At 45.8% G+C, this 17,529-nt stretch carries 14 protein-coding genes; 1 reads left to right on the forward strand and 13 read right to left on the reverse strand.

The window, feature by feature from the left end:
* Positions 1-27 precede the first annotated feature (27 nt).
* The 8 genes from AMS66_RS07090 to AMS66_RS07125 all read right to left on the reverse strand — a co-directional run bounded on the left by AMS66_RS07090 (position 28) and on the right by AMS66_RS07125 (position 13,023).
* Positions 28-1,725, reverse strand: coding sequence for an ABC transporter substrate-binding protein (locus AMS66_RS07090; RefSeq protein WP_407944527.1), 1,698 nt, complete (start codon positions 1,723-1,725; stop codon positions 28-30).
* A 318-nt stretch (positions 1,726-2,043) separates the two neighbouring features.
* Positions 2,044-3,747: an ABC transporter substrate-binding protein gene (locus AMS66_RS07095; protein ID WP_053780134.1), complete on the reverse strand. Its 1,704-nt coding sequence runs from the start codon at positions 3,745-3,747 to the stop codon at positions 2,044-2,046.
* A gap of 380 nt (positions 3,748-4,127) precedes the next feature.
* Entirely contained in the window at positions 4,128-5,816 is a 1,689-nt protein-coding gene (locus tag AMS66_RS07100) for an ABC transporter substrate-binding protein (protein ID WP_053780135.1), read from the reverse strand.
* Positions 5,817-6,004: 188 nt separating this feature from the next.
* Complete coding sequence (locus tag AMS66_RS07105; RefSeq protein ID WP_053780136.1) at positions 6,005-6,907, reverse strand: carbohydrate ABC transporter permease; 903 nt, start codon at positions 6,905-6,907, stop codon at positions 6,005-6,007.
* Between the two features lie 15 nt (positions 6,908-6,922).
* Positions 6,923-7,906, reverse strand: coding sequence for an ABC transporter permease (locus tag AMS66_RS07110; protein WP_053780137.1), 984 nt, complete (start codon positions 7,904-7,906; stop codon positions 6,923-6,925).
* A 357-nt stretch (positions 7,907-8,263) separates the two neighbouring features.
* Positions 8,264-9,868 (reverse strand): response regulator transcription factor, encoded by a 1,605-nt coding sequence (locus AMS66_RS07115; RefSeq protein ID WP_053780138.1) that lies wholly within the window; start codon positions 9,866-9,868, stop codon positions 8,264-8,266.
* Positions 9,861-11,651, reverse strand: a complete 1,791-nt coding sequence (locus tag AMS66_RS07120; RefSeq protein ID WP_053780139.1) for a sensor histidine kinase — start codon at positions 11,649-11,651, stop codon at positions 9,861-9,863. The genes AMS66_RS07115 and AMS66_RS07120 overlap by 8 nt, the downstream gene beginning before the upstream one ends.
* Before the next feature lie 193 nt (positions 11,652-11,844).
* Positions 11,845-13,023: an MFS transporter gene (locus AMS66_RS07125; RefSeq protein ID WP_053780140.1), complete on the reverse strand. Its 1,179-nt coding sequence runs from the start codon at positions 13,021-13,023 to the stop codon at positions 11,845-11,847.
* 143 nt (positions 13,024-13,166) lie between these two features.
* On the opposite strand from AMS66_RS07125, the gene AMS66_RS07130 reads away from it, so the two are divergent.
* Positions 13,167-13,778: a TetR/AcrR family transcriptional regulator gene (locus AMS66_RS07130; protein ID WP_053780141.1), complete on the forward strand. Its 612-nt coding sequence runs from the start codon at positions 13,167-13,169 to the stop codon at positions 13,776-13,778.
* Between the two features lie 107 nt (positions 13,779-13,885).
* On the opposite strand, the gene AMS66_RS07135 is transcribed toward AMS66_RS07130, so the two are convergent.
* From AMS66_RS07135 to AMS66_RS07155, 5 genes are all read right to left on the reverse strand, one after another.
* Positions 13,886-14,308, reverse strand: coding sequence for an OsmC family protein (locus tag AMS66_RS07135; RefSeq protein WP_053780142.1), 423 nt, complete (start codon positions 14,306-14,308; stop codon positions 13,886-13,888).
* Positions 14,309-14,326: 18 nt separating this feature from the next.
* Positions 14,327-15,073, reverse strand: coding sequence for an amino acid ABC transporter ATP-binding protein (locus AMS66_RS07140; protein WP_024631427.1), 747 nt, complete (start codon positions 15,071-15,073; stop codon positions 14,327-14,329).
* Between the two features lie 16 nt (positions 15,074-15,089).
* On the reverse strand, positions 15,090-15,734 hold the full coding sequence (locus AMS66_RS07145; RefSeq protein WP_024631428.1) for an amino acid ABC transporter permease: 645 nt from the start codon (positions 15,732-15,734) through the stop codon (positions 15,090-15,092).
* Positions 15,735-15,766: 32 nt separating this feature from the next.
* Positions 15,767-16,600: a substrate-binding periplasmic protein gene (locus AMS66_RS07150; protein ID WP_053780211.1), complete on the reverse strand. Its 834-nt coding sequence runs from the start codon at positions 16,598-16,600 to the stop codon at positions 15,767-15,769.
* A gap of 178 nt (positions 16,601-16,778) precedes the next feature.
* Complete coding sequence (locus AMS66_RS07155; protein ID WP_082350601.1) at positions 16,779-17,411, reverse strand: TetR/AcrR family transcriptional regulator; 633 nt, start codon at positions 17,409-17,411, stop codon at positions 16,779-16,781.
* Positions 17,412-17,529: the final 118 nt, after the last annotated feature.

Here is a 17,529-nt window from a genome sequence, read left to right on the forward strand (position 1 = left end):
ATATCCGCCTATTTACTTAAACATGTATTATTTTACGTCTTTACCTGTCCACAGGGAAACACGATCCTTAACCCAAACGGTGTACTGTTTCTCCATTTCGACTGCGCCTGCTTTATCCAACTCGGCGAGGAAATCATCGTATACTTTATCAAAGTTCGCAGTTGTAGTCAGAACTGCTTCAGGAATACGTTTGCGCACGATATCCTGTGTTTTCTGGAACGTTACGCTGTAATCTGTACCTGAAGGTACAGGCATGTTGTAGGCAGCGCCCCAGTCTTTCAGTTGCAAATCATCTTCAGAAGGATAGAAGTCTTTCCATGTTGTAATACCGTAAGCTTTCAATGTTTCCTTCTCTGCGGCAGTGTATCCAGCCTGGATCTGCTCAGGGAAGTTCGTAGTGTAAAAGTTATCCGTGGAATCTTTCACGCCATCACCGTATCTCGCACTAAACACGCTATACATTCCGATTCCTGTTTCTTTGGAGAAGTTAGAGTTGTCATTGGTTTTACGATCCTGGATGTCTTGAGGGATCACCCGTTGACCATCTTCTACATTGTAGTGCTCGCCTTCAATACCCCAGTTTCTTAGCACTTGTCCCTCGTCCGAAGCGAGCCAGTCCATGAATTTAATAATGCGAACCGGATCTTTGGCCGAAGTTGTGATCCCGATGCCATACCCGTCAAATCCGGTTGGCTGGAACGTATGGTCCACAATGTCCTTGTTCAGGGATACAGAGAAGTGAGCATAAGTGCTGTCATCTTTACCCGCTGATTTCAGTGCATTTTCAGCTTCTTGGTAGTTCCACTCTTGGTCAATCAGACCGAGTACACGACCACTTGCAATTTTGGATTTATATTGGTCATCTTTTTGGACAAATGTATCTTTGTCCAGCAATCCTTCATTGTACATATGATTCAACCAGCGGAAATATTCTTTCTCCTCTGGACGTTTGTAATGGAGCGTAGCTTCATACGTCTCAGGATCGATGTAATATTCTCCATCATCCGGTGCTCCTGTTGCCTGGAATGCCGGGTTCGTTACTGTAATCATAATCTTCCAATCATCTGCATTCAGCGTCAATGGAATGGTCGGCTGTCCGTCAATCGTTGGGTGTTTTTTCACATATTCTTTCAATACATTCTCGTAATCCTCAAGCGTTTTCACTTCAGGGTACCCGAGCTCTTTCAATACTTTTTGTTGAATTTCAAATCCGCCTGTTGCGTCAAACGCAACATTATCAACGCCCATATTCGTTGGAATTGTATAAATGGCCTGATCTTCCGAACTGTATTTCAGCCGGTTCATCTGGTCCCCATATATTTTTTTCAGGTTTGGAGCATGCTCCTCAATCAGATCCGTCAGGTCAAGCATCGCGCCTGCATCTACAAGTTTAGACAAGTTACCTTTTGGGAAAACGATATCAGGGTAATCACCACTGGCAGCCATAAGAGCAATTTTCTGGTCGCCACCATTGTTCACATCATACTCAGCTTCAATCGTAACGCCTGTTTGCTTCGTAATCTCTTTACCGACTGCATCCTGCATTTTGTTCCAGGTTGGACTCGCGTCCGCGCCAAAGAACGTGATGGTAACCGGTTCAGTTCCGCTGGACTCGGAGGTTTCTTTGCTTCCCGAATTTCCGCAGCCGGCTGTAACCAGCATTGCACTTGCGAGCATCAACATTGCAAACGTCTTGGGTGTATTGCCTTTCATTTTGCCTCTCATTGTCTAGTCCCCCTATTATTTATGAAGGTTTTATCTGTATAACAGGCTTTAAGCCTGAGGATACCACTGTAAGACACATTTCTGTATGCGCTTACTAAAAAATTAAATTATACTCTTTTTTATTAAAACTTAAACTCATGAAAACTCTCTTCTAACATCCGTAAAACGTTTTCGTAAAATATTATAAAACGCTTACTGAAAGTGCTTACATTAACGATTATATGCTATCCTCCCCCTTTCGTCAACAACAAAAAAGGCCCCTTTTAAGGGACCTTTCTAGCAATGAAAATGATCATATATTATGACTTAATTTCATTATTATTTCACATCTTTACCTGTCCAGAGAGATACACGTTCCTTGATCCAAACGGTATATTGTTTCTCCATGTCTACCGCCCCTGCTTTATCAAGTTCAGCCAGGAGATCATCATACACTTGGTCGAATTTCTCAGGTTTGGCAAGGATGGCTTCAGGAATACGTTTACGGATAATGTCCTGCGTTTTCTGGAACGTTACGTTATAATCCGTATCCGAAGGTACAGGCATGTTATATGCTGCGCCCCAATCTTTCAGCTTCAAGTCGTCTTCAGAAGGATAGAAATCTTTCCACGTTGTAATGCCATAGGCTTTCAATGTTTCCTTCTCTGCCGCAGTATAACCTGCTTGGATCTGCTCAGGGAAGTTCGTTGTGTAGTAGTTACCTGTGGAATCTTTAACACCATCGCCATATCTTGCGCTGAAGATGTTATACATACCGACTCCTGTTTCTTTGGTAAACGCAGAGTTGTCATTGGTCTTGCGGTCCTGTACATCCTCAGGAATGATACGTTGGCCATTTTCCACTTTGTATTGTTCGCCTTCAATCCCCCAGTTTCTCAATACCTGGCCTTCATCGGAAGCGAGCCAATCCATGAATTTGATAATACGTACAGGGTCTTTCGCAGTTTTCGAAATACCGATACCGTATCCATCAAATCCGGTTGGTTGGAACGTATGATCCACAATATCCTTGTTGAGGGATACAGAGAAGTGAGCGTACGTATTCTCGCCATTGTTAACTGATTTCAAAGCATTCTCAGCTTCACTATAGTTCCATTCCTGGTCAATCAGCCCCAGTACCCGACCGCTTGCAATTTTGGATTTGTATTGATCATCTTTCTGCACAAATGTATCTTTGTCCAGAATGCCTTCGTTGTACATTTTGTTCAACCAGCGGAAGTATTCTTTCTCCTCTGGACGTTTATAGTGCAGCACTGCTTCATACGTTTCAGGGTTAATGTAATATTCACCGTCATCCGGTCCACCCGTTGCCTGGAAGGCTGGATTCGTTACCGTAATCATAATCTTCCAGTCATCTGCATTCAGCGTCAGCGGAATGGTCGGCTGTCCGTCAATCGTTGGATGTTTAGCATAATATTCTTTCAGAACTTTCTCATAATCCTCAAGCGTTTTCACTTCTGGATAGCCAAGTTCTTTCAATACCTTTTGCTGAATCTCAAATCCGCCTGTAGCATCAAACGCAACATTATCTACACCCATGTTCGTTGGGATCGTGTAAATGGACTGATCTTCCAAACTGTATTTCAGACGGTTCATCTGGTCCCCATAGATTTTCTTCAGATTTGGTGCGTATTGGTCAATCAGATCTGTCAGGTCAAGCATCGCGTCTGCATCCACAAGCTTAGATAAGTTACCTTTAGGATAGATAATATCAGGGTAATCACCGCTGGCAGCCATCAATGGTATCTTCTGGTCGCCACCATTATTCACATCATACTCGGCTTCAATTGTAACACCTGTTTGTTTCGTAATTTCTTGGCCGACTGCGTCCTTCATGTTATTCCAGTTTGGACTTGCGTCAGCACCAAAGAACGTAAAGGTGATTGGACTGGTTGTATCCCCTGTGTCCGTTGGTGTCTCTGAAGCCGTAGTTCCTCCTCCGCTACCGCTGCATCCTGCTGTAATGGCAAGAGCGCTGGCTAACAGAAGCATTGCGAATGTTTTTGGTGTTTTGCCCTTCATGTGTAATCCCCCTTATGGATAAAATGAAGCTATCTATTGTAGAACAGGCTGACCTGCACATACCGTAATCGGGTGATTCTGATTGTAAAACGTTTGATTTTATAACATAAAAATCGTTTTCTAAATCAAGTGAAAAACACCCACTCTATTCGGTAATTTGAGGGATCAAATCCTTACTTCTTTTGACTGAACATATTCGTGTACATGCTTGATAAATCAGTAATGAAAGCACTTTCATATTTGAATAATAATCCCTCCTAAAGCCCTTGTCAATAGTGAATTCATAATATTGAAAACGTTTTTCGGAAAACGTTTTAGGTATAAAAAAGAACCCAGTTTCCTGGGCCCTTTTTCCGAAAAAATCAGTCTGCTAAAACGCATTATTTGCTCTCTTCACCGCTCCACAATTGAACACGGTTTTGTACCAGCTCGGTGTATTGTTTTTCCATGTCCTCTGCTCCTGCTTTGTTAAGTTCAGCAATCATTCCATCATAGATGGCATCAAATTGCTCAGGAGAACTTAGGATTGCTTCTGGGATCCGTTTACGGATAATATCCTGAGTTTTTTGGAAGATAACATTGTAATCCGAGTCACCTGGAGTCGGCATATTGTACGCTGCTCCCCATGGTTTAACTGGGAACTCATCTTCACTTGGGAACAGATCTTTCCACGTTGTTGCGCCGTATGCTTTGAGTGTTTCTTTCTCCGCATCGGAATACGCAGCTACAATCTGTTCAGGGAAATTCGTTGTGTAATAGTTATCCGTTGTATCTTTGACGCCATCTCCATAGTGACCAGACATATTGGTATAGAGGCCAATACCTGTTTCCTTCTGGAATACAGCAGCATTATTCGTTTTTTGGTCCTGAATATCGGCCGGAATCACACGTTTGCCATCTTTCACTTCGTACTGTTTGCCTTCAATACCCCAGTTCATCAGCACTTGACCTTCCTCAGAAGCCAGGTAATCAAAGAATTTGATTGTACGAACCGGGTCCGGATTCGAAGTTGTAATCCCTACACCCCAACCAGATACAAAACCAGGGTCCTGGAAGGAATGATCCTGAATATCTTTAGACAGTGTTACCGGGAAATGAGAATAGGTAGCTTCGTCTTTACCCGCTGCCTTCAATGCGTTCTCCGCATCGGAATAACCCCAATCCTGGTCAATAACGCCCAGTACACGTCCACTCGCAATTTTGGATTTGTATTGATCCGTCTTCTGCACGAAGCTGTCCTGATCGAGCAGTCCTTCTGCGTACATATGGTTCAACCAACGGAAATACTCTTTCTCTTCCGGACGTTTGTAATGAAGACTTGCCTCATATGTCTCAGGATCAATATAGTACTCGCCGTCATCTGGCGCGCCTGTTGCGAAGAATGCTGGATTCGTCACCGTAATCATGATTCTCCAGTCATCCGCGTCCAATGTTAACGGGATCGTTGGCTGACCGTCAATCGTTGGATGTTTCTCCTTATATGCCTTCAACACATTTTCATAATCCTGGAGCGTACGCACTTCTGGGTATCCCAGCTCTTTCAATACACGCTGCTGAATTCCAAATCCGCCGCCTGCATCAAAATACTTCTGGTCTACCGCATAATACGTAGGCAGTACATAAATCCCTTGATCTTCGTTGCTATATTTCAGCCGGTCCATGTAATTACCATACAGCTTCTTCAGATTGGGAGCATATTGCTCAATCAGATCAGTCAGATCGACCATTGCCCCAGCATCCACGAGCTTGCTTAGCTCTCCTTTGGGTGACACAATATCCGGATAATCTCCACTTGCTGCCATCAAGGATACTTTATCCTGACCACCACTGACGGCAAATTCACCGTTAAGGGTTACTCCTGTTTTCTCTGTAAGGACTTTCCCCACTTCATCCTTCATACCGTTCCAGTTCGGACTGGGATCGACGCTAAAAAAGTCAAAAGTAATCGGGGACGTATCACCGCTTGTGTCCTTAAACGACGTTTCGCCGCTGTTTCCTCCACCACAACCTGCGAGCAAAGACATCGCAAGCACTGGAGCCAGTGCAATCTTCATTTTGTTACTTGCCATAATGGTAATCCTCCCTGATTCATATGTCTGTCTTATCCGGGACTTTATTGTCCCTGTCTATAGCTTCATGAATGCCACTCCGCAGCCCTATACGGTGAAGCGCAGGCCAAATGGCTGCGCTTCGGGCATCCTGATGCTTCTTTTATTATACGGCCACTCTATCTATGTGGCGGCCTGTACAAACTTACTTAAGCTTTTACTGCACCCAGTGTCATACCACCTACAAAATACTTTTGCAGGAATGGATACACAATCAGGATTGGAACCGTAACAACAATGGTAATTGCCATTTTGATGGATTCCGGTGAAATCTGTGTCATCTGTTGTGCCATGTCATTGGCGTTACGTCCGGCTCCCGAGCCCTGCTGTGTACTTTGCAGTACTTTCATCAGCTCGTACTGGAGCGTGGTCAGATGCGCTTTTGAGCCGTTATACAGGTACGTATCGAACCAGGCATTCCACTGGCCTACAGCCAGGAACAAAGCGATGGTTGCAAGTACCGGTTTACAGAGCGGCAAGATGATTTTGTAATAGATCTTAAAGTCATTTGCACCATCCAGCTTGGCAGATTCCTGCAATGCATACGGCAGGCCATCAATGAAGGAACGGATGATGAATACGTTAAACGCACTGATCATACCTGGCAATACATATACCCAGAATGTACCGATCAGGTTCAGGTCACGCATCAGGATGTATACCGGAATCAAACCACCGGAGAAATACATCGTGAGTGCAAGTGTGGTTGAAACAAACTTTCTCAACTTGAAGTCAGGACGACTCAGTGTAAATGCGATCATTGAGGAACTGATCAAGCCGAGCAATGTACCTACAATTGTACGCAGAATGGAAACCTGCAAACCTTGCAGCAATCCTTCGTATTGGAAAATAGTTTTATAGTTCTGCAATGTGAATTCGCGAGGCCACAAGTAAATTCCACCACGTACGGTATCTGTCGAGTTATTGAGCGAGATAGCCAGTACGTTCAGGAATGGATACAGTGTTACAATCAGCACCAGGGTCATCGCGAGGATGTTGAATATATCGAACAGCTTATCGCCCCGAGTAGCATTGAATGCTTTGTTCGCCATAATGTCGTCCCCTCCCTACATGATGCTTTCTTTGGTGAATTTTTTGAACAATCCGTTCGCTGTAAACAGAAGGATGATACTGACAACGGAGTTGAATATGCCTATGGCTGTACCATACGAGAATCGTCCCATATTCAAACCATAATTAAGCGCATATAGATCAAGGACTTCCGAGTAATCGGTGACCAGACTGTTGCCAAGCAAGAACTGCTTCTCGAAACCGATACTGATCAGATGCCCAATCGACATAATGAAAAGTACGGAAATCGTGGTCCGTATGCCAGGCAGCGTAATGTGCCACATTTGTCTCCAACGGTTCGCTCCATCCACACGGGAGGCTTCGTAGAGTTCCTGGTCAATACCCGTAATGGCTGCGAGATAGATAATGGCGTTCCAGCCCGTTTCTTTCCACATATCTGAAGCGGTTACAATGTACCAAAACAGGTTCCCCTTCGCCATGAACTGGATCGGCTGGTCGATAATGTTTAGGTTTACCAAAATGTCATTGATAATCCCTCCATCGGTGGAGAGCATCTTGGTAATAATCCCTGCCACAACGACCCAGGATACAAAGTGAGGCAGATATGATACCGTTTGCACAGCACGCTTGAAGAACATGCCTTTCATCTCATTCAAGAGAATCGCAAAGAAAATCGGCACGATAAAACCGATAACCAGTCCCATCAAGCTCATTGCAAGTGTATTTCGAAGTACCAGATAGAAACGATCGTCACTGAACAACTCTACAAAGTGTTTAAAACCAACCCATTGTTGATCGCCGAACGATCTAGCCGGTTTATAGTTTTGGAAAGCCATTGTCCATCCCCATAGTGGCAGATAGTTAAATACAAAAACCCAAACTACGAATGGCAATGACATGAGATAGAGATACTTTTGCTGTTTCATGCTGTCCCAAATTCTGTTCCGCCGTTTTTGTGTTGGCGGATTGGGGTCACTGCTTTTTTTCGCGGAAGCGGATTTTTCTGTTAGCGTTTCCATCTCCGTTCCCCCTCCTCTGTTTTATAAAATAATCATACCTGATAGAGCGTTTTCAAAATACCAGCTGGATTTTAGAGAAAATCATATAAAAATTAGATATACCCCTAAATAATCCGATATAATATCTATAAAATTAGTGATAATGACGCTGTCTATTATTAGATAATTAAATTAAAAGGGAATTTATTTTGAAAATGGTAATTTACGAAAACGTTTTATAGAAATCGTTTACTTTATGTAAAACTAAAAAGAAAAGGACCTCAAGGGTCCTTTCAATAGACTATAAACTCGAAAACGTTTTATAACTAATCAGGAGAAATACCACACGATAGAAGTGCTTCCCACTGAAATCATGGCCTACTCCCGTTCCGGCTCTCCTGAAGAATCCTTGGACTGTGATCTGGCAAGCTCTCTAGCATGTTTGTATGCTGAAGGCGACTCCCCGACGTACTTCTTGAATTTGCCGTGGAAGTAATCCACGTTGGCATACCCTACTCTCGCGGCGACCTGGTGCACCTTTAGCCCTTCATCTAGCAGTTCCTTCGCCTTCTCCATTCGAACCTTATCCAGAAATGCATTGAAATATTCTCCGGTATGGTTTTTGAACAGCTTACCCAAATAACTGCTATTGTAGTTGAATACCTCCGCGAGTACCTCCAGCTTGAGATTTTCGCCCGGATTCCGACGGATAAATTCAATCATCTGTTTCAGTACCGTATCCTTGCTCCCTCCACCCATGCGCTGAATAAGCCTGTTCAGATGTTCAGCGGCCATCACTTTGAGATCCAGCAACGTTAATTGATGGTAAACCTCCGTAATGAGAACAGAATGCTCCTGCATGATGGATTGCATATGCTGATTGGTTGCCGCAAGTTTGTTAATCGCCAATGAAAACACTTGGGAGAACGACGTCTTAATCGCCTGTTCTGTCTGGTGAAGCGGAATCAGGCGTTCTTCCATCTCAATCAACACACGCATCACTGACTCGGTGCTCCGAATGTCGAGCGCATAATACAGCTTGTCTGCTAACTCTGCTTCATCCGGTTCACCACTTTCTTCCCCAATCGCTACAACTGGCCCCGAAGCACCTTCGCTCTTCTTCTCTTCGTTCCATAACATAACACGTTGTTCCGCGAACAGAAAACGTCTACCTAATACTCCGGTGGCCTGATTATAGGAATGTGCGATGTCTGCTGTGGAATTCACAGGTTGACCTGCTGCGACATACATGTGAATATCCCATTCTTCAAGCATGCCTTTCAATTCAACATATAAATTCTGAGCAGATTGTACGGTCAAAATAGGCTCTTTGCATAACAGTCCCAGTCCGGAATGGAATGAAAACACAATGCCCCGATCTTTCTGGTCAAAAACTTCCGCCAGTCTGCGTTTCACCACACTACCACGCTGTAAATCAGGTTCTGCATGCATCTCCAGCAGCACAACCTGATACTGCAACCAATTCAATCCTAGAGCATTTGCTTCCATCGTTTTTGTACCTTCCATGCTATCAAACAGCAACGCTTCAATCTGATGCTCCCGGTAGGCTGTATCCTCACCAGCATGGCGAGCCAGTGTCTCCCGCTCCCGTGTCAGCATCACAGAAATCCGCTCCAGCTCACTGATAATCTCCTCTTCATCTACCGGCTTGAGCAGATATCCATCCACGCCAAAACTGATGGCTTTCTTGGCATAATCAAAATCGGCGTACCCACTCAGGATCAGAAAGTGCGAACCCGGATGGGTCTGCCGCACTTCTTCAATGACATCCAGTCCGGTCATGCCGGGCATGCGAATATCAATGATCGTCAGGTCCGGTTCCAGCTCTTCGAAGCGGGTGATAGCCTCACGCCCGCTCGCAGCTGTACCAATCACCTGAAATCCGTATTTTTCCCAATCAATGATCGTTGTCAGTCCTTCACGTATGCTCGGTTCATCATCTACCAATAACACTTTATACATGCTGGTCTCCTCCTGCTGGCAAGGTGAAAGAAACCTCTGTTCCTTCCCCGTACACACTCTTAATCTGTAATCCGTATGGCTCACCGTAGGTCAATGTTAAACGTTGATGTACATTACGCATGCCGATCCGGCTCTTCTCCTGTTCTTCCGGTCCACAGATGAACTGCATCACTTCAGCCAGACGCTCCGGCGTAATGCCTGCCCCATCGTCATCGACACGCACCTGGACAACATCCTCCACTAAACGAATATTTATATTCACACGGACTGTGCCCTCTTTATTTTCCAAGCCATGCACAATCGCATTCTCAACCAGAGGTTGAATGATCAAAGGAGGGATGTATATCTTCTCCACCTCCGAATCGATATGGATCTGGAAAGCAAGACGGTCGCCGTAACGGAATTTCTGAATTTCCAGATAAGAACGTACCATCTCCAGTTCAGCTCTGAAAGTCGTTTTGCCGCTACCAATCTCCAGACTTTTGCGCATCAGTTTGCCCAACAGCCTGACGATATTTGCAATCTCCGCTTCCCCTTTGATATGGGCTTTCATGCGGATCGACTCCAGTGCATTAAACAAAAAATGAGGATTGATCTGGCTGGCCATCATTTTCAGTTTAATCTCTTTCTGCGCGATTTCCAATTGATTGTTCTGTTCCGTTGCCTCTACCACTTGAGTCATCAGTTCATTAATACTCTTCACCATGTAATTGAACTGCCTCGACAGTTGCCCGATCTCATCATTCCCATCAATGCGGGAGGTGACATTCAGATCACCCAGCGCGAGCTTGTTCAGATGTTTGCTGAGGCGTAACAATCGGTTCGAAGTAAGAAATGAAATGATATATACAAGCAACAATGCAATGACCAGCACAAGCGTAATGAAAAGCATACCAATCATGCTAATGGTATTGGCATCTTTGACGATATTTTTGGTTGCAAACACCGAAATGATTTTCAGGCTATTCATGCTTGATCCAGGACTGATCTCATCAATGACAATGTTGGATGGCTCCCCTTGAAAATCAGCTTCAATTGTGCCTTTGGCCTGATTTTGCAAATCTACGCCAAAGTCCAGTTCATCCAACGTTTTACCCACCAGATCGGTATTTTTGGCCGCAACCACATAGCCCTGCTCGTCCGTAATCAACGTCTCGAACGGTTCCTGACGTAACAATCCATTCAACTCATCCTGATTGATCACAATCATCAGCACGCCCTCGGTCCGATATTCGGCAAAAGGCACTTTGCGCACCAGACTGAGTTTGTGTACAGGATTGTCTCCCTTGTCTGGGATGTAAAACCAGCCGATACTGGTTGTTCCCAACGCCTTCTGGTACCAATAGCTCTCTTGGGTCTGCTCGTCCACCGGGATAAACTCCAGATTGTTGATCAGCGTCGGATTGGTCGAGTAAAACCGAATGCCCGCAACCTCACGGTACAGACGCTTGTATTCCTGAAAATCTTTATACGCGAGGTAAGCCGAAGTCAGCTCCACAACGCTTTGGTATCGTTTGTTCACAATTTCCTTCAGTTCATTGTTGAACATCAAAATGTTGGAAATATCTGTGGGTACACGCAGCAGTGTGGCGGTCTGACTCTTGACCTTTTCCACGTTGTTGATCGTCTGTCCAATGGCATTGTCCAGCGCCTGCTTGCGAAAGTATCCGGTTACAGCAAGTCCAATGATCAGTACCGGAATCATGACAACAAGTACATAGGATATGAGCAATTTATGCTTTAATTTAAGATTATTGGATGTTCGTATGAGCCTTCTAAACATATCTACACCTTCCGTCGCTTATAAGCGCTTACATATAAAGGTCAGTACATATTACGCCTGCCCTTCCAATTTATCATACCACATAACAGCAAAAGCCCTGCAAGAGGGCTCCGAAAAAAGGCTGTATGCTGAATGATAAAACAAACATGATGCTTATATAGCTCATTCTAATGTAGAAAGGAAAACAGTTTGCTTATCGGCTGCGCGCTGAGCGGAATCCATGCCCTTTGGCACGCAACGCAACAATCAAAGCCACAAGTGTTAGAAGCAGAATAGCCCAGGTGAAGGACGAGGCTCCCCATTGATTCAGAAGCACACCTCCCGCCAATCCACCTATAGCAATAGCGAGATTCCACACGGTCGTATTAATGGGCATAACGATGTCCACCCCCTGCTCCCCGGCAGCTTGGGCAAGTGCAGTCTGCAACAGTGTAGCCGCGCCACCAAATGTCAGACCCCACAGCGCAACAGAACCAAAGACAACGACAGCGTGCTCACTCCAAAGACCCAATACAAGTGAGATCAGTGCAAAGCCCGCAAGACTGATAAGAACCAGCATACGCAACCAGCGATCAATAAGCATACCTGTAATCCAGATGCCCACCAATGCCATCAGGCCAAACACAAGTAACATGAGTCCAACCTTCGATTCCAGACCGACATCAGCGAGGAACGGAGCAATATACGTGTACAAAATATTATGAGCCAACATCCAGGTCAGAACGACAGCCAGAATGGGAATTACGCCTGGGGTCAGCAGCACCTTTGTTGAAGAGATGCGCTGATCAGCAGACTGTCCCGGATAATCGGGCACTTTCCAGAGCACCCAGAAAATCAATACAAACGCCAATAATGACATCAGCCAGAATACGGAGCGCCAGCCCATAAAGGAACCCAGCAGCGTTCCTGCAGGAACACCAAACGATAAGGCAATCGGTGTGCCTATCATCGCGACAGCCATGCCCCTTCCCTTGAGATGGTCAGGCACCATTCGTAGTGCATAACTGCCAATCAGGCCCCAGGAAACACCAGCTGCAACACCGGCAAAAAAACGAGCGACAAGGGTCAGTATATAGTTTGACGAGAGCGCTGTAATGGTGTTGAAGATCAGAAAACCGATAATCGCTAGAAGCAAAAGCGGACGGCGTCGCCAGCCCCTTGTCAGCACGGCCACAGGTATGGCGGCAATCAGCGATCCAACTGCGTAAAATGTGACAAGCTGCCCTGCCCCTGCCTCAGAGACCTGCAGCCCTTCCTTAATTTGCGGCAGCAACCCCGCGGGAAGAGTTTCAGTCATAATAGCTATAAAACCAGCCATAGCCAAGGCCAGCAGCCCCAACCATGGGAAACGTTGAGAAGATTTATCGGACATCTGTGCAGCTCCTTTTTAGATTATATAGGACATACAATCGAATTATGGATCGATCATTCCTTATATTACCCACCCTCTCAAACCTTGTCAATGACTTTTGGATCGATTAGTATATAATTAAGAAAAACAAGGGGGAATCTCTTATGGCAAGAACCGGACGTCCGCGCATTTTCGATCGGGATGAAGCTCTGTTGCAGGCGATGATGCTCTTTTGGGAGCAAGGATTCGAGGCCACCTCATTACTCCAGCTTCGAGCAGCCATGGGGGATATTTCAGCAGCAAGCTTTTATGCAGCCTTTGAGTCCAAAGAAGCTCTGTATAAAGAAGCGGTAGAACGATATATGGGTACGTTTGGACGTGTTACGGAAAGCTTCTCGGATCTTACGCTATCTCCAAGAGAAGCGATTGAAACAACTTTAAGAAGTACCGCCAAAATGCAAACAGACACTGCACATCCATCTGGTTGTTTAATTGTGCTCTCAGCCAGCACATGTTCTTCCAAAAACAATCATATCCGTGACATTGCCGCCGATAAAAGAAAGCTGACTCGCAACCGCCTGCAGGATTGCATCCAGCGTGCTGTGGATATTGGTGAGATTCCTGCTTCCACGAATGTGGCAATGCTGACCACCGTTTTTGATACCTTTATGCAAGGGATTTCTACACAAGCTCGTGACGGCGTTCCTTTTGCAACACTTGATCAGGCTATCACCGAAATGATGGGCATCTGGGACCTTACTCAACATCCAGCCTGACTTGTTTACTAACTGTTTCTTACTGACCGTTGAGGTGTTAAAAAAGCTAAAAAAGGCACTCCCAGGATTGGAAGTGCCTCTTCAGTATAAAATTTACTCTTATGCCATTATGGACGCGGAGTGTCTACCCCATTCAGAATCAGCTTGGGATGAATATCTGCGCTAAGTGAAGCGGAAACTGCACAATACTTCTCTTCAGCCATTTGGATGGCTTTCCATATCCGGTAGTCCGGAATATCGCCGTCCACCTTGAAGATTAGGTCAATGGCAGTAAAACCTTTCGGCATACCTTCACTGCGTGTACCTTGTGCTTCAATCTCAATACCAGTAATTTTGTCTAGGAAAGCGTCCAGAATCATCGTGATATCGATCCCCATACAACCTCCGAGACCTGCCAGTAACAATTCCATGGGTGTAGCACCCTTACTGTCACCACCATAGGCAGCTGTAGCATCCATGCCAACCGCGTAGCCAGAGGGCCCTTCGGAAGTAAACGCGCGTTTGCCTTTCCATACAGTTGTTACATTCATGATGTTTATCCTTCTTTCTTAGAATTCAGTAATTTGCTGCAAGAAACGACGTGTCCGTTCCTGGGTCGGGTGTTCAAAAAAGGCCTGTGGACTTGCTTCTTCCACAATTGATCCATCTGCCATAAAGACGATTTTGTTCGCCACATTCCGGGCAAACTTCAATTCATGCGTGACCACCAGCATCGTCATGCCTTCCTGTGCCAGCTCCTTCATGACAGAGAGCACTTCCCCCACCAGTTCAGGATCAAGGGCTGAGGTAGGCTCGTCAAACAGCATCACTTCAGGCTCCATGGCAAGTGCGCGAGCAATCGCTACACGCTGCTGTTGTCCACCAGACAAACGGGATGGATATGCATCCTGCTTGTCCGATAGCCCGACCCGATCCAGCAGAATCCTGCCGCGTTCGGCCGCTTCGTCCCGCTTGATTTTTTTCACCGTCACGAGACCTTCCATCACATTACCGAGCACCGTCTTGTGCGGATACAGGTTGAACTGCTGGAATACCATGCCGGTCTGCCGACGGATTTCTAACACCCGTGCCCGCTGGATTCGCTGCGAGTCGGCACTGTCCACTACGACTCCATTGACTTCAATCTTCCCGCCAGAGAGCTCTTCCAGACCGTTCAGACAGCGCAGCAACGTACTTTTGCCTGATCCACTGGGGCCCAGCAGAACAACAATATCTTTTGCATCGACATGCAGATCTATATTTGTGAGAACTTCATTTTTCCCAAAACGTTTGGTCAATCCTGTCGTTGTAATCACCGGTTCTCCCCTCCTATCAGTAAGCCCGGGCCAGCCGGCGCTCCACTTGTTCCAGAATGGCCGAGAAGCCGATACTCATGATCCAGTAGATCACACCAATCGCCAGATAAAACGGCATATTCACCGCATATTGTGATACAAGCAATTGTGCTGACCGCAACAACTCGGTAACGCCAATCGCCGCCACAAGTGATGTTTCCTTCAGCATGCCAATAAAGGTGTTACCCATCGGCGGGATGGCAATGCGCACAGCCTGCGGGAAGATAATCCGTCTCATCGCTTGAGCCGGGGTCATTCCCGTTGCGTATGCAGCTTCCGTCTGCCCTTTTGGTACAGCCTGAATGGCTCCGCGGAACGTCTCCGACAGAAACGCACCTGCATTCAGACTCAGTCCCAGACATGCTGCGGTGAGCGATCCCAAGGTCACTCCATAATCGACCAGCCCGTAATAAATAACGAATAATTGCACCAGCAGCGGGGTTCCCCGCATGATGGATACGTAGAAACGGGCGATCATTCGAAGCCACATCGGCCCTTTCAGACGCGCGATAGCGACGAGCACCCCGATGATAAACGCAAAAAACATTGAAATTACAGTCACATACAGCGTATAGTAAGCCCCCTTCAGAAAGAAGGGGATATTCTCAAATACCAGTTCCATGGATCAAATCTTCCCTTCGCCTTGCAGGTTCATTATTGCGCAGGCTCTTCACCAAACCATTTTTTGAAGATGGTATTGTACGTACCATCATCTTTCATGCCTTTGAGAGCATCATTCAGTGCTGCTACGAGTTCTGGATTGTCTTTGCGCACAGCAATTCCTGCCTGGTCACTCTTAATCGGTTCACCTACGGCTTTGATATTTAATCCGTTGGCATCCACAATGGGTTTCAGCGCATACATGTTGTTGATTGTGGCATCAATCCGTCCAGCATTCAGGTCTTTGAGTGAAGAGATAACATCGTCATAGGTTTTAATCGTGAAGTCGCCCACTTTCGGCAGCACTTCATTACGCAGATACGTTTCATCATTTGTACCAAGACCTACGCCAATCGTTTTTCCTTTGAAATCTTCCAACTTGGTAATATCATTGTTATCACTTTTCACAATGATTTTGACTTGGTTCGTAATATACGGATCACTGAAATCCAGTACTTTCTTCCGATCATCGGTAATCGTCATCTGGCTGATGATGGCATCCAGCTTTTTGGCTTGCAGACTTGGTGTCAGGCCGGAGAACTCCTGGGATACAAATTCAACCTCAACCCCAAGACGCTTCGCAACCTCACGTGCGATATCTGCATCGTAGCCGTCCATTTCTTTCTTATCATTCAGGAAGTTGTATGGTGCGTATGTGCCCATCATGCCCACTTTGATGACGCCAGCAGACTTGATCTGCTCCAGTTCATTATTCGCCTGTGCTCCATTACTGCTTCCATTGTCCGTAGCTTTACTGCCACAAGCGCTGAGTACCAGCACGGTCATTAGCAGCAGGGCTGTTAAAGTCCATCCTTTACGGGATTTCATTCCATATGTTTTATTCATGTCATTAACTTCCTCTCATCCATGTAGTCATTTCTTCTTGAAACTTCTGTTTCCTGTCTTCTTAAACCGCAGGTGTACCCATTATTCCCTGCTGCTGGCTTAATCATGTGAATATTTAATCCAGTTGTTGAAAATAAAGCTTCGGGTACAGCACACCTTTTTATGTGCCGAGCAGTCCGTAAAACTCAAAGCTTGCCGCCTCCGCTGCGAGCGTTGTTGCGGTCATCGATGAGAACTCGCTGTGCAACTCCTCCGAGCCAAACAGCCAGCGCATAATCATGCCTTCTATCATGCTAACCAGCAGCGCAGCACGGAGCGGTACATCCATGGAATTGGGCAGCATGCCTAGCTCAATGGCCCGTTGCATGTTGTGACGAAACGCTTGTTCCACCGCACCCCGTGTCTCCTCGACCAGACGACGTACCGACTCTTCCGACACGATGCCTTTGAGCAACAATTCCATAAAGTAACGATTGTCCGCTGCAAAGGAAAATAAATCGGTAAACAGCCGTTCCGAAGCTCTCACCATATCCTCAACCGATCCGGCATCCTTGCGATAGCCTTGTCCGATCGCTTCAAGCAGCTCCTCCCTGCCGGTTAACACAATCTCCGAGGCAATGGCTTCCTTACTTTTGAAGTGCCAGTAAAAGGTGCCTTGCGCAACGCCGGCTTCCCGGACGATATCGGAAATTTTCGTCTGATGGTAGCCCTGTGTCGCAAAACGCTCCATCGCTATGCGTATAATTTGGTCCCGGCGTTCTTCACCGGGTTCCAAATGATTGTTTTTAGACATTTGCTTATCCTCCCGATTGATCAGTCAGTCAGTTAATGTATATCCTATTGGATAACTAGGTTTTTGTCAATATGGTTTTAAACAATTCATTACAAGCATAAGTTGAAGTTGGGCGCAT

It is taken from the genome of Paenibacillus xylanivorans, assembly GCF_001280595.1.
Lineage (GTDB): Bacteria > Bacillota > Bacilli > Paenibacillales > Paenibacillaceae > Paenibacillus > Paenibacillus xylanivorans.